Here is a 13,604-nt window from a genome sequence, read left to right on the forward strand (position 1 = left end):
TGTTATTGTACACTTATTTATATTTTCTATCAATAGGTGACTGCGCTTTATTTTCACTGTGACGCATTTCCAGATACCGTTCCAATTTCCGTTTGACCCGCTGTAAGGCATTGTCAATGGACTTGACATGGCGCTGCAGTTCCTCCGACATTTGCTGGTACGATTTGCCGTCCAGATATGCCAACAGTACCTTCCACTCCAGATCGCTCAGAATCTCGTTCATCTTCAACTCCATGTCGCAGATCTCTTCACGGCTGATAATCAGTTCTTCCGGATCCGTTACGCTGATGCCCGTCAGGACATCTTGCAGTGTCCGATCAGATTCTTCCGCGTAAATCGGCTTATTCAGCGATATGTAAGAATTAAGGGGCATATGCTTCTGTCGTGTTGCCGTTTTGATGGCCGTAATAATCTGCCGCGTAATGCACAAATCGGCAAAAGAACGGAACGATGCCAGTTTATCATTGCGAAAATCGCGGGTCGCCTTGTAAAGACCGATCATTCCTTCCTGGATAATATCTTCTTTATCGGCGCCGATAAGGAAATACGAGCGCGCCTTCGCCTTTACGAAATTTCTGTACTTGTGGACAATGTAATCCGTAGCATAGCCGTCATCGGTTTCCTGAGCCAGCGTGACGATTTCTTCGTCCGTCATCGTTTCAAACCGCCGGCCGATCAGACTATCTTCTGTTTCTTCAGCCATTTCATCGCTCCTATTTTGATCTTCTCAGTTCCTCCAGCTTTTTCAGAACATCTCTGTCCCGAACGCGGTAAACGACTTCATTACGGTTACTTCCGTCAGCAACGCCGCCGTTCCCGACGTGATACCGTTTTGCCTCTTCGCGAACGCGCCTGACGTCGTCCGCCAATTCCCGGGCCGATAGGCGGCAAGCGCCGCTGCCGAGAACCTGAAATTGTTCCGGTCCATCGGAGGTAGCGACGTAAATCGTCCGCTGACGATTCCGGCAAGTGTAAACCAGCTTTTCGATTCGGCTGTCGGCAGTCTCATCCTTATCGGTAAATAAGACGGTGCAGTCGGTGCCGATATGCTGTATTTTTCCATCGTCGTCGGTGTGCATGGCGTCAAAGACGACGACGATCTCGATGCCTTTAGCCTTGCCATAACTGGCCAGCAGAGACTGCAGCCGCTCTCTGCTGTGCTCCAGCGATTCCCGTGCCAGCTGTTTCAGCTCATCCCAGGCAAAAATAATGTTATACCCGTCTATAAAATACAGATCCTTCATGGTCATAACCGCCGCTGACGCACAACTTCATACATCAGCAGGGCTGCTGCCACTGACGCGTTCAACGAATTAACATTGCCGAACATGGGAATCTGTACCAGCACATCACACGTTTCTTTCACAAGCCGTGAAATGCCGCGTCCTTCACTGCCGATAACCAGAATGACAGGCGCTGTCAGCGAACTGTGGAAATAATCGACAGTACCGTCCATGTCGGCACCGATCACCCAAAATCCGCGTTTTTTCAATTCCTTCAAAAGCCGCGTGCTGTTGCCGATCTGTACGATAGGCATATACTCAACGGCGCCGGCCGAGGTTTTACCGACAGTCTCGTTCACAGGCGCACTGTGCCGTTTCGGCAGCAGAATCGCATCAACACCGGCGCACTCTGCCGTACGGATAATGGCTCCCAAATTATGCACATCTTCAATCCCGTCCAACAGAACCAAAAAAGGCACCTTTCCCTTGTCTGCCGCATCGGCCAAAACCTCAGTCAAATCGGCAAAATCAATGGCCGCCGCCACGGCAACGACACCTTGATGCGCCGTTCCTCCGGCCAACCGTTGCAATACCTTTGACGGCACCATTTCCACGGTGACGCCGCGTTCGCGGGCAATTTCATAAATTCGCTGCAAAGGCTGCGACGGACGACCGTTCGCCAAATATAGTTTCGTAATGGACCGACCGGCACGCAATGCCTCGCTGACACTGTTGCGGCCCGTAATAATACATTCGCTGCTCATCGTCATTCCCGCTCTTTCACAACATGCACCGTCCGGCAATAATCCCTTGTGCAGGTGTAAACCATTTCCATCATTTCAGTCAACCGCTCCGCATCTTCAGCCATAACCAGATACCCGATCAACGCTTCCAGCGCCGTGCTGTCGTGGTATTCGGCGACAGACGCGCTCCTCGGCACTTGCGAATAGGCATTGCGCGCCCGCCTGCAACAGGCGGCTTCCTCTTCCGTCAACGTACGTTGAAGCTGCCGGTACACATACGCTTGTACTCTGGCCGAAACAAATTCCGCTGCCAACGTATGTAAAACTTGCACGTTGGGAATCCCTGTCGCCACCAGGCGGCGCCGCAGATACAGCGCATAGTAAGCGTCACCTACAAAGGCCAGGGAAATGGAATCAAGGCCGATCGCCTGCTGCTGCGGCACATCGAGTCGCCTGCCGGCGGCAAAGGCGTCATAAGCCTTTTTTTTTAATGATATAAATTGTTTGAATTTCACTTTTTCCAATGCGCTCCCTGCGGCGAGTCTTCGATCGTAATGCCGAGCGCCGCCAGTTTATCGCGGATAGCATCTGCCAGCGCATACTGCTTTTGCGCACGGCATTCCTGGCGGATCTCCAAAATGGCCGCCATCAGCTTCGCGTAATCTTCATCATTGGCACTGCTTGCCGATCCGGTCCAACGCGCTTCCAAAATGCCGAGAATATCGGTCATGGTCTTGAAAATGCGTTTGACTTCGGCGAGCACGGAGGCATCGACAGGTACGCCGTTGGCAACAACATCATTCTTGTAGATATTGATTTTTTTGGCCAACTCAAACATGGACGCGCTGGCAAGGGCCGTGTTAAAATCGTCGCACATAGCCGCTTCGTAATCTTCTTCCGCCTTTTGCGCATCAGCCAACAGCTGTTTTCCTGCCGCAGACTGCGCACCGCTCGGTTGTTCCAGCAGGAAAAGCGTATTGTCAATCGCCGTGCCGAGACGTTCCAAACTGCGCGTCATTTCTTCCAGGCGTTCGTCGCTGAAATCCAGCGGGCTGCGATAATGGTTGGAAATGAGGAAATAACGGAGCGCATCAGCGCTGTAATGAGCCAACACATCTTTGACGAGGAAAAAATTGTTCAACGATTTGCTCATTTTTTCCGAATTGATCGTAATAAAACCGTTATGGAGCCAATATCTGACCATAGGACCATGACCGCAAAAAGCTTCAGACTGGGCGATTTCATTTTCGTGATGCGGGAAAATCAAATCACTGCCGCCACCATGAAAATCAAAGGTATCTCCCAAATACCGATTACTCATTGCCGAACATTCAATATGCCAGCCTGGGCGCCCTTTACCCCAAGGACTGTCCCAAGCCGGCTCGCCCGGTTTTGCCCCCTTCCACAAAGCAAAATCCATCGGGTTTTCTTTGCGATCATCAATCTCTATGCGAGCGCCGGCCATCATATCATCAAGCGTACGGCCGCTGAGCTGACCGTAGTTGGCAAAACTGTCCACCTTATAGTAAACGTCATGATCAAGGACGTAAGCATGTCCCTTTTCAATCAGCGTCTCTACCATACGGATGATATCTCTCATATGATCGGAAACGCGCGGATACTTGTCGGCGCGACGTACGTGAAGCGCATCCATAACTTCGAAATAAGACGCAATGTACCGATTGGAAATCGTATCCCACGATACATCTTCCCCATTGGCGGCATTGATGATTTTATCATCAACATCGGTAAAATTCTGAATATGAAGCACTTCATACCCGAGATGTTCCAGATACCGTTTAATGACATCCCAAGTCACAAAGGGCCTGGCGTTTCCCATATGGGAATGATTATACGGTGTAATGCCGCATACGTACATCTTAACCTGTCCGGGCGTTACGGGCACAAACTTTTCTTTTTTACGCGTCAGCGTGTTATATACCATTAATTCTCTCATTCCGATTCCCTCCCGAAAATGCATACAAAAAGGCCGCCATCCCCTTACAGAGACGGTGGCCCGCGGTTCCACTCTGCTTTACGGTTCTGCACCGCAATCTCAAAGGCCTATAACGGAGCCGTCCGGACCGGATTACTGTCACTTCACCCGGTCAACTCACAAAGGCAGCTCTGCTGGCTCGTCTGCGTAAGGAACTCTCAGCCACCGTTTCCTTTCTCTGTCGCGGTCACCAGCAAAAAATTTTGCTCATCGTTGTTGACATGGATTATTATTTTGTACTCATTATAATACCCAGTAAGTGCCATTCTGTCAAGGAAATTTACTGTAAAAGTCCACTTTTCCCAATTCGTTCCAACACTTTCTCCCGTCCCATCAACGCCGCGATGACATTAAGATCAGGGCCGTGCATAACGCCGGTAAGGGCTACACGGATCGGCATATAGACGGACTTTCCTTTTACCTTAAGCCCTTTTTGAATTTTTTTAAAGAGAGGCTGTACCGCGTCGGGTGTCACTTCGTCAAGCGCGGCGAATTCATCGGCAAACATCTGCAAAACGGCAGCCGCCGTTTCTTCGTTCAAGACGGCTGCCGTTTCTTCGTTTTCCGGTGTAAAATCATCACTGAAAAAGATTTTGGCTGCATCGACAATCTGTGCGCCGTACTGGAGATGTTCGCGCAAAGCGTCGACCATGGTCATGAGCCACTGACGCTGCCCGTCGTCTATTTCTTCCGATACAAAACCGGCTTGCTGCAAATGAGGCAGACAAACATCAAGCAGTGCTTCCGGAGTCAATGCCTTCATATAGTGGAAGTTGATCCAATTCAGCTTTTCAATATCAAAAACAGCCGGATTTTTTGCCACTCTGCCCAGTGAAAAAGAATGGATCAATTCCTCTTTCGAAAAGATTTCCTGATCCGTTTCCGGTGTCCACCCGAGAAGAGCGAGGAAGTTGACAAGGGCTTCCGGTAAATACCCCAAATCACGATATTGCTGTACAGACGTGGCTCCGTGCCGTTTACTCATTTTCTTTTTATCTTTACCGAGAATCAGCGAAACATGAGCGAACGTCGGCGCAGCAAGCCCCAAGGCCTTGTACAGAACAAGCTGACGCGGCGTATTGGATAAATGTTCTTCAGCGCGGATGACATGGGTGATTCCCATTAAGGCATCATCCAGAACTACGCAATAGTTGTAAACGGGAACACCGTCAGACTTGACGATAACAAAATCGCCTACTTTATTGGCGTCGAAAGATACATGACCGCGCACGATATCATCAAATTCCAGAAGTTCATCGGGCGGTGTGACGATGCGGATGACATAAGGCCTGCCTTCCTGTAAATACCGTTCGACCGTTTCCTTCGGCAAGTTACGGCAATGACCGCCATAAACCGGAGTCTCTCCCTTATCCATCTGCGCCTGTCGTTCCGCTTCCAGTTCTTCAGGGGTACAGAAGCAGTAATACGCTTTTCCTTCAGCCAGCAGCTTATCGGTATACTGCTGATAGCAGGCGAGCCGTTCCATCTGGCGGTACGGACCGTTCGGACCGCCGACGTCAATCCCTTCGTCCCAAGTAATGCCGAGCCAGCGCAACGCTTCCTTAATATTTTCTTCCGACTCCCGTGTCGAACGCTTCTGATCCGTATCTTCAATGCGGACAATCAACTTTCCGCCTGCGTGCCTGGCGGCCAAATAATTGAAAAGAGCGGATCTGGCACCGCCGATATGAAAAGGCCCTGTCGGGCTGGGAGCAAAACGAACGCGCATTTCTTCTGACATCATACTGCCTCCTACTATATTGTCCTGTATTTGAGTATCATGGCCGCCGCCTGTGCCGCCATGCCTTCTTCTTTGCCGACGAAGCCGAGACGTTCCGTCGTCGTCGCCTTTACCGATACAGCTGCCGCATCAATTTGCAGAGCAGCCGCAATATTTTGAATCATTTCCGTTACATATGCTTTTATCTTCGGACGCTGCGCCATAAGCGTCACGTCGACGTTAATGACGCGACAGCTGTTTTCCACCAATATCTGTCGCACTTTCTGCAATAAAACAAGGCTGGAAATATTTTTAAAAGTCATATCACTGTCGGGAAAATACGTACCGATATCCTTCAAGCCGGCAGCGCCGAGCAGAGCGTCCATCAGGGCGTGAATCAACACATCGGCATCGGAATGGCCGGCCAGTCCCTTCTCAAAGGGAATCTCAACGCCGCCGAGTACCAGCTTCCTGCCGGTAACGAGCTGATGAACATCATAGCCGCTGCCGACCCGATGCTCTGTCGGCCCGTTCATATAAAATTCCAGAATCGGCACATCATCCATCGTAGTCACTTTATGATTTCGTTTATTGCCCTGCAAGATGAGGATTTTTTCCCCCAGTACTTCTACCAACGACGCGTCGTCAGTGCCGCTGATCCCGGTTTCCTTGGCATGACGATGTGCCTGCAACAGCGTATTTCGCCGAAATATCTGCGGTGTCTGTACGGCGATCAGTCGGCTTCTGTCCAATGTCGTTATTCGTTGCAGTCCTTCCGCTTCCGCTATTTCCTTCATTTTTACCGTATCCGTTACGGGAATGGCATAAACGGCCGCATTAGCATGGGCCATCGTCGCAACGGCATTGTCGAACCATTCCGGCCCCGCCATAGGACGCGAACCGTCGTGAACCATGACGATCTCGGATGTTGCGGCAGTCGCCAGAAGACCGTTATAAACAGAATCCTCTCTCTCCGCACCGCCTAAGACGTATTTTATCGGAACTGCCGGCTGCAAAGAGGCGACAATCGCTTCAATCATCTTCCGATCCACTTCGGCAAAGACAATGACGACTTCGGAAACGCAAGACGCCGCCAACACATTTTTTAACGTGTGCGTCAAAACGGGACTGCCGCACAAGGGGTAAAAAAGCTTATTCTGTTCGTATCCGAAACGCCGGCCGGAGCCGGCAGCCACGAGTATTACAGAAACGTTCAATCAACTCACCTGCTCATTCCGAAACACGAACAAAAATCATACGGCCTGCAGAGGTTTGCAGTACGGAAGTCACTGTTACCGGAACCGTCTTTCCGATATATTTCTCACCGTTTTCGACAACGATCATCGTACCGTCATCCAAATACGCCACCCCTTGATTGTTCTCTTTACCGGCTTTGACAACGAGTACTTCCATTTCTTCCCCCGGTATCAGCGACGGCTTCAAGGAATTGGCCAAATCATTGATATTCAGTACAACTACGCCTTGTAAAGCGGCGACCTTATTCAGATTATAATCATTCGTCACAATCTTGGCATTGATTTTTCTTCCCAAACGAACCAGCTTGGAATCGACCCCCTGCACATCATCAAAGTCATCATGAATAATCTGTACTTCAACAGGGTGATCTTCCTGCATTTGCTTTAAGATATCCAGTCCGCGCCGCCCTTTGTTCCGTTTCAGAAGGTCGGAAGAATCGGCAATGAGCTGCAATTCCTCCAAGACGAATACCGGTATCAGCAAAGGACCTTCCAGAAAACCGGTCCGGAAAATTTCGGCAATGCGACCGTCGATAATGGAACTCGTATCCAGTAATTTCCCGGAAAATTCCCTTTCCTTTTTACGGTTTTCCTTACCGGCTTTGCCGAAGGGAAGAGCAGACACCATTTGGATGATTTCATTCTTCTTACGCATGGCAATACTCATTCCGGCATACCCGAAAACAATACTGAAAACAATCGGTCCATATGCGCCGATAATCGGCAGGCGGGCAAAGGCAAATCCAATTAAGGTAGCAATAATAAGTCCAAAAAGCAGGCCCAAGGTCCCGACCATCAGATCCTGACTGGCGAAAGCGCCCAAACTATTTTCCATCCAATGAATCGCAATCCAAAGAAGACGCAAAATGAATGATGAAAGCAAATACCCGATACAGGCCCCCAAAACGGCGCTGAGAATATAGGCGACGATTGTCACGACAGTCGTGCCGAATATGCCGGCAGTCCCGCTTTCGATCTCCAGTTCGGCGCTAAACAGCGGCATCGAAACAATTTGATCGGCAAGCATGACAAAAATCAGCGCGAAAACCAAAGAAATAGCTGCTTTCATCACCTTATTAGCCATATTTCGCCCATTGAACCGCTTATTGTTTTTGCCTTCTGCAGACGGAGCGGTTTCCTTCCTTTCCAACATATGGTTCACCTCCTTTTAAGATTCACGATAATACGATTGTACACGTTTTTAATGTATCATCCGTTAAAAACTTTTGCGGCAAAATAAACTCTGCCGAAAACAACATTTCGACAGAGCTGCATCTGCACGTTCTTACCGATGAAATCCGGCACGCGCTCCATAGCTGCAAAATCTGCCGGAGCGGCAATCGGATCGCTGATAACGATAATTGACAGGTTGTACCCGTTCCTGCTGTCCCTGCGTATTGATCACATACGTGTCATGATTCACAATCGGCTCCATACGCCCGTCAGCCATGATCCGATAATGCTCGTAGTTTACGATCGGGCCTGTCATGCCGTTCGAGCCCGTTGTATACACAACTTGCCGATTGTTCACACTTCCCACCGGCGAAGATGCCGAGACCGTACCGGCTGCAAAAAGGACGGTAGCACACAAGGCACAGACCAGCGCCGTAAGCATACGACGCCTGTCCGTCTGCTCCGTATCCATATGATTCCTCCTCCATTAAATGGTCATACTATTGTTAGTATAACACATTATTTATAAAAAAGAACAGTTTTTCTCTTTAACCTGCCGCTTTTCCGATCAAAAAACCGCCGCTACAGCTTCTTGTAACGTAGCAACGGCTATAACGCGACAAGACGCGTCGACGGCTCCGACTACTTCTTCATGGTTTCCCCGGGGAATGATAAAACGTTTGAACCCCAACTTGACGGCCTCCCTGATACGGCGCAGACAATGGGGTACACGGCGAATCTCACCGGTGAGGCCGACTTCACCGAGGCAAACCGTATTGCTGTCGATAACGCTGTCGCGACAAGACGACAGGATCGCCAAAAGGATGGGAAGATCAGCTGCCGTCTCCGTTATTTTCAGGCCGCCGACAACGGTAAGATAGACATCTTGAGCCGCCAGTGAAAGACCGACCCTCTTTTCCAACACCGCCAGGAGAATGATCAGCCGATTATAATCCATGCCGACGGCGGTACGGCGCGGTACGGAAAAAACGGATCGCGTTGTCAAGGCCTGGATTTCGCCCATAAGCGGCCGCATACCGTCCATGACGGCGACGACGGCAGAACCCGAGTTCGCCGTCGCCCGCTCTGCCAAGAGCAGTGAACTCGGGTTATCCAATTCCGTCAGCCCCGTTTCCGTCATCGTGAACAATCCGGATTCATCAGTCGAGCCGAAACGGTTCTTAATACTCCGCAAGATGCGGAATGGGTACTGCCGCTCTCCTTCCAGGTAAAGAACGACATCGACAAGATGCTCCATAACACGCGGCCCGGCGATATTTCCGTCTTTTGTCACATGCCCGATAACGATAACCGGTATTCCCGTCGTCTTGGCAAAGGTCAGCAAACGGTTCGTTCCTTCCCGAATCTGCATCATGCTGCCGGGAGCGCCGTCGCATTCACTGCCGTACATGGTTTGAATAGAATCAATGATGAGCAGTCCCGGATGTTTCTTTTCCGCTTCCGACAAAATAGCATCCAAAAAAGTGTCCGCCTGTATCCAAAGGCCGTCGGCGGCCAAGCGAAGCCGGTCTGCACGAAGCTTAATCTGCCCGGCCGATTCTTCGCCTGACGCATAAAGGACGCTGCCTTGATGACGGCTGACTGCAACGGACAACTGCAAAACCAGCGTTGATTTGCCGATACCCGGATCACCGCTGAGAAGCATCAGCGCACCGGGTACGATGCCGCCGCCGAGGACGCGATCCACTTCGGCGATCCCCGTTGTCAGCCGGCGCATCTTTTCCATAGCGATTTCGTTAAGCAAGGCCGGCCTGACGCTGTCCCCGTCTCGTTTCACTGCCGCAGCTTTCTTCGGCCCATCTTGAACGATGGTTTCTTCGCGAATCGCATTCCATTCACCGCAGTGCGGGCAGCGGCCAAACCAACTGCAAAAGACGCTGCCGCACTGTTCACAGACATATCGTTTCTTGCTTTTAGCCATTTACTCTTTCTCCGTCGTAAACACAAGTTTCTTTTGATCGCCGCCATCAACATGGACGCAATTGCCGCTCTTCAGTTCGCCGCTTAAGAGCATTTCGGAAATAGGATCTTCTACAAGTTTTTGTATAGCGCGCCGCAGCGGTCTGGCACCATACGCAAAATCACTTCCTTCGCGAACGAGAATAGTGTCGGCAGCCGCTGTCCAATCCATGTTGATGCCCTGTTCTTCCAAACGTCCCGTCAGTTCCCGCAACAGAAGCGACACAATACGGCGCAGGTCTTCTTGCTTCAACGGCTTAAAAACGAGTATTTCATCAATACGATTTAAAAATTCCGGACGGAAGAAGCGCCGCACCTCACTGAGAATTTCATTCTTCGCCCGCTGAAATTCCTTCTCACTGTCCTGCTTGCCGGCGGCAGCGGCAAATCCCACCGTCGGCCCTGCCGGCTTCAAATGAGCCGCCCCGAGATTGCTGGTCATAATAATGACGGTATTGCGAAAATCGACGGTTCTTCCCTTGGAATCGGTCAATCTGCCGTCATCCAGCACTTGCAGCAAAATGTTAAAGAAATCGCTGCTGGCCTTTTCCACTTCGTCAAAAAGGATGACACTGTACGGCTTTTCCCTGACCTTATCCGTCAGTTCCCCGCCTTCTTCATAGCCCACATACCCCGGAGGAGCCCCAACCAGGCTGGCAATGCTGTGACGTTCCATAAATTCACTCATATCGATACGGATCATCGCCTCTTCACTGCCGAAAAGCTGGCATGCCAACGTGCGCGCCAATTCGGTCTTGCCGACACCGCTGGGACCGAGGAAAAGGAAGGAGCCGATCGGCCGCTTCTCATCCTTTAAGCCGGCCCTGGCTCGACGCACCGCCTTGGCCACCGCCGTAACCGCTTCATCTTGACTGACGACGCGCTTGTGCAGTTCTTCTTCCAGATGCAGCAGCCGCTGCGACTCCGTCTCCGTAATTTGCTGCACCGGAATCCCCGTCCAAAGTGAAACTACCGCGGCAATGTCCGCTTCCGTCACGATCAGTTTGGCATCATCTTGCTGCTTCCGTTCGCGCTGCAGTTGCGAGATCATGTCATTCAACTGCTGTCCTTCGTCACGCAGAGCTGCGCACCGTTCGAACTCCTCAGCAGCCAACGCCGCCGCTTTTTCTTTGTTAATATCGGCCAACTGAACTTCCAGTGCTTTCAGCTTCTCCGGCGGCGCATATGCGGCCAACTTTACCTTGGCGGCCGCTTCATCCATAATGTCGATCGCCTTATCCGGCAAATACCGGTCGGAAATATACCTGGCTGATAATTTTACGGCTTTTTCAATTGCCTCGTCGGTGATGCGCGCATTATGAAAAGCTTCATACCGGTCTCGCAAGCCTTTCAGTATCTGAACGGCTTCCTCTTCGGACGGCTCTCCCACGTGGACCGTCTGGAAGCGGCGCGCCAAGGCGGCATCCTTTTCAATATACTTTTTGTATTCGTCCAACGTCGTCGCCCCGATACATTGCAATTCACCGCGAGCCAGCGCCGGTTTCAAAATATTTGCCGCATCCATCGTCCCTTCGACGGCGCCGGCACCGATAAGCTGATGCAATTCGTCAATAAAGAGAATAACCGAATCATCTTTTGCCAACAGTTCAATTACCGCTTTGATTCGCTCTTCAAACTCGCCGCGGTACTTCGTTCCCGCAACCAAACCGGCCATATCCAGGGAAAAGACACGCTTTGCCGCCAACAGTTCAGGCACCGTTCCGTTGACGATCCGCTGCGCCAGCCCTTCGGCTATCGCCGTCTTGCCGACACCGGGAGCCCCCAACAATACAGGATTATTTTTTGTCCGACGGCAAAGGATTTGAATAACGCGTTCTATTTCCTTTTCTCTGCCGATTACGGGATCTATTTTTTCACTTTTGGCGGCGGCATTCAAATCGCGGCCGTAATTTTCCAGCGAAACTTTGCCGTTTTCTTCCGCGGCGGCGCCTTCATCCGGAACCGCTCCCAACAGCTCATTCAGCTTCCGCACGATCTGTTCCAGATCAATATCCATCGTTTCCAAAATTTGAACGGCCATCCCCGTCCCTTCAGCCAGGATACCGGCCAGAATATGTTCTGTACCGACGTATTCCTGTCCCAGTCGGTTCGCCTCGGCAACAGCCATCTCCAGAACCCGCTTCGTTCGCGGTGTCAACGCCAGACCGGAAGCGCCTTTCGTTCCGATACCAACGGTATTTTCAATAGCGCGGCTCACATTTTCCTGTGTTACCCCCAACTGAGCCAGAAGCTGCCCGGCAGAACCGCCGTCAGCCATTACCAGCCCCAGCAAAATATGTTCCGTGCCGACATAGTCATGATGAAACCGCTGCGCCCCTTCTTGGGCATAATGCAGCACTTTTTTTGCGTCATTTGTAAATCTGTTGTACATGTCGTTCCCCCCTCATGCACGTGCCTGCCCGTAAAGGGTTTGGCATTTTATCGTAATTATCACAATTTATATGGCATACGCCGCCAGCGTTTCACGGATAATATCCGCCCGTACCCGGTCTTCGGCGTCATCATTCTTTCCAGCACCAGATTGCCGTAAATGTGCGGTTTCGCAGAGAAAGAGCAGGGCTTCATAGACAGAAGGCCGTTCATGAATGATGCCGAGATCAATGCCTAAGCGCAAATCGCTCAACAGGCGAATCGCTTCCTCCTGCTCCATGAGCCAGGCTTGCGAAAGGATGCCGTAACTGCGAAGAACACCGTCGCGGAGACCGTTTTCGTCTCTCTCCAACAGTTGCTGCCGGCAATTCCGCTCTTCCTTGACAATTTGCGTAACAATTTTTTTCAACTGCGTCAGGACATCGTCTTCCGACATCCCCAACGTAATCTGATTGGCGATCTGGAAAATATTACCGATATATGTATTTCCCCGGCAATAGACGCCGCATACGGAAAATCCGAATTTGGTAATGCCCTGAACGATCTTCTGCATCCTTTTTTGTGTCACCAATCCCGGCAAATGCAAGGTAACGCCGGCAACCAAGCCGGTTCCCGTCAAGGCCGGATTCGCCGTCAGATAGCCGAAGTCATCGCGGAAAGCGAAGTTGAGCTTGCTTTCCAACGTATCGTCAAGCTGCAAGGCCGTACGCCATACCGTATCCAACGCCGCACCGGCAGCAGCCGCCTGAATGATAAAATGTTCACCTTCATTCACAATGACCTCCGCAGCGCCGTCTTCTCGCAACAGCAGGCCTTGTCCCGTCCCCGGCTGACTCGGCGCGATAAAATGCTTGGCCGCAGCCAAATCCCTCTCCGCCGGAGACAACTTGCCGAGTTCGAGATATTCATAGCGCCCCGTTCCCAACTGTTGTAAACGCGGTACCTGCGCCTTCGCCTCCGTCAGGACGGCTTGCAGTTCCGCAGCCGACGCTTTACCGGGAAAAACATACTTTTTCAGGTTCCGCACCAAACGGATCCGGCTTTCCAAAACGATATCGGCAGCTTCACCGGAGCCGTCCTGCCAGGGCAGCAACGGTGCCGTAAGCAATTCTGCAAACATCC

Annotated in this window: 12 protein-coding genes; all 12 read right to left on the reverse strand. The window is 51.2% G+C overall.

The genetic code is table 11. From position 1 onward, the window contains the following. Positions 1-13: 13 nt before the first annotated feature. Positions 14-703, reverse strand: coding sequence for an RNA polymerase sporulation sigma factor SigH (gene sigH / locus C0977_RS05645; protein ID WP_023054460.1), 690 nt, complete (start codon positions 701-703; stop codon positions 14-16). Between the two features lie 10 nt (positions 704-713). Further along, on the reverse strand, positions 714-1,244 hold the full coding sequence (locus tag C0977_RS05650; protein ID WP_101912702.1) for an NYN domain-containing protein: 531 nt from the start codon (positions 1,242-1,244) through the stop codon (positions 714-716). A gap of 2 nt (positions 1,245-1,246) precedes the next feature. After that, on the reverse strand, positions 1,247-1,987 hold the full coding sequence (gene rlmB, locus C0977_RS05655) for a 23S rRNA (guanosine(2251)-2'-O)-methyltransferase RlmB (RefSeq protein ID WP_036243219.1): 741 nt from the start codon (positions 1,985-1,987) through the stop codon (positions 1,247-1,249). A 2-nt stretch (positions 1,988-1,989) separates the two neighbouring features. Then, positions 1,990-2,481, reverse strand: coding sequence for a Mini-ribonuclease 3 (locus C0977_RS05660; protein ID WP_101912738.1), 492 nt, complete (start codon positions 2,479-2,481; stop codon positions 1,990-1,992). Next, positions 2,478-3,923, reverse strand: a complete 1,446-nt coding sequence (cysS, locus tag C0977_RS05665; protein ID WP_101912703.1) for a cysteine--tRNA ligase — start codon at positions 3,921-3,923, stop codon at positions 2,478-2,480. Before cysS ends, C0977_RS05660 begins: the two co-directional genes overlap by 4 nt. A 319-nt stretch (positions 3,924-4,242) precedes the next feature. After that, entirely contained in the window at positions 4,243-5,703 is a 1,461-nt protein-coding gene (gene gltX / locus C0977_RS05670) for a glutamate--tRNA ligase (protein WP_101912704.1), read from the reverse strand. 14 nt (positions 5,704-5,717) lie between these two features. Then, positions 5,718-6,899 carry a 2-C-methyl-D-erythritol 4-phosphate cytidylyltransferase gene (ispD, locus tag C0977_RS05675; RefSeq protein ID WP_023054386.1) on the reverse strand — a complete coding sequence of 394 codons (1,182 nt, stop codon included), beginning with the start codon at positions 6,897-6,899 and terminating at the stop codon, positions 5,718-5,720. 13 nt (positions 6,900-6,912) lie between these two features. Then, entirely contained in the window at positions 6,913-8,091 is a 1,179-nt protein-coding gene (locus C0977_RS05680; protein ID WP_101912705.1) for a PIN/TRAM domain-containing protein, read from the reverse strand. A gap of 132 nt (positions 8,092-8,223) precedes the next feature. Next, entirely contained in the window at positions 8,224-8,583 is a 360-nt protein-coding gene (locus C0977_RS05685) for a hypothetical protein (RefSeq protein ID WP_101912706.1), read from the reverse strand. 96 nt (positions 8,584-8,679) lie between these two features. Continuing rightward, entirely contained in the window at positions 8,680-10,053 is a 1,374-nt protein-coding gene (radA, locus tag C0977_RS05690) for a DNA repair protein RadA (protein WP_101912707.1), read from the reverse strand. Next, a complete protein-coding gene (locus C0977_RS05695) occupies positions 10,054-12,483 on the reverse strand; it encodes an ATP-dependent Clp protease ATP-binding subunit (RefSeq protein WP_101912708.1) in 2,430 nt (809 codons plus the stop codon). It lies immediately after the preceding gene. A gap of 66 nt (positions 12,484-12,549) precedes the next feature. Beyond that, positions 12,550-13,602 carry an ATP--guanido phosphotransferase gene (locus tag C0977_RS05700; protein ID WP_101912709.1) on the reverse strand — a complete coding sequence of 351 codons (1,053 nt, stop codon included), beginning with the start codon at positions 13,600-13,602 and terminating at the stop codon, positions 12,550-12,552. Positions 13,603-13,604 lie beyond the last annotated feature (2 nt).

The sequence above is a fragment of the Megasphaera vaginalis (ex Bordigoni et al. 2020) genome, from assembly GCF_900240295.1.
Classification (GTDB): Bacteria; Bacillota; Negativicutes; order Veillonellales; family Megasphaeraceae; genus Megasphaera; species Megasphaera vaginalis.

Coding starts and splice junctions, on each gene's coding strand:
- rlmB (WP_036243219.1), bottom strand. CDS start 1,987: ATGAGCAGCGAATGTATTATTACGGGCCGCAACAGTGTCAGCGAGGCA.
- radA (WP_101912707.1), bottom strand. CDS start 10,053: ATGGCTAAAAGCAAGAAACGATATGTCTGTGAACAGTGCGGCAGCGTC.
- C0977_RS05650 (WP_101912702.1), bottom strand. CDS start 1,244: ATGAAGGATCTGTATTTTATAGACGGGTATAACATTATTTTTGCCTGG.
- C0977_RS05680 (WP_101912705.1), bottom strand. CDS start 8,091: ATGTTGGAAAGGAAGGAAACCGCTCCGTCTGCAGAAGGCAAAAACAAT.
- sigH (WP_023054460.1), bottom strand. CDS start 703: ATGGCTGAAGAAACAGAAGATAGTCTGATCGGCCGGCGGTTTGAAACG.
- gltX (WP_101912704.1), bottom strand. CDS start 5,703: ATGTCAGAAGAAATGCGCGTTCGTTTTGCTCCCAGCCCGACAGGGCCT.
- C0977_RS05685 (WP_101912706.1), bottom strand. CDS start 8,583: ATGGATACGGAGCAGACGGACAGGCGTCGTATGCTTACGGCGCTGGTC.
- C0977_RS05695 (WP_101912708.1), bottom strand. CDS start 12,483: ATGTACAACAGATTTACAAATGACGCAAAAAAAGTGCTGCATTATGCC.
- C0977_RS05700 (WP_101912709.1), bottom strand. CDS start 13,602: ATGTTTGCAGAATTGCTTACGGCACCGTTGCTGCCCTGGCAGGACGGC.
- cysS (WP_101912703.1), bottom strand. CDS start 3,923: ATGAGAGAATTAATGGTATATAACACGCTGACGCGTAAAAAAGAAAAG.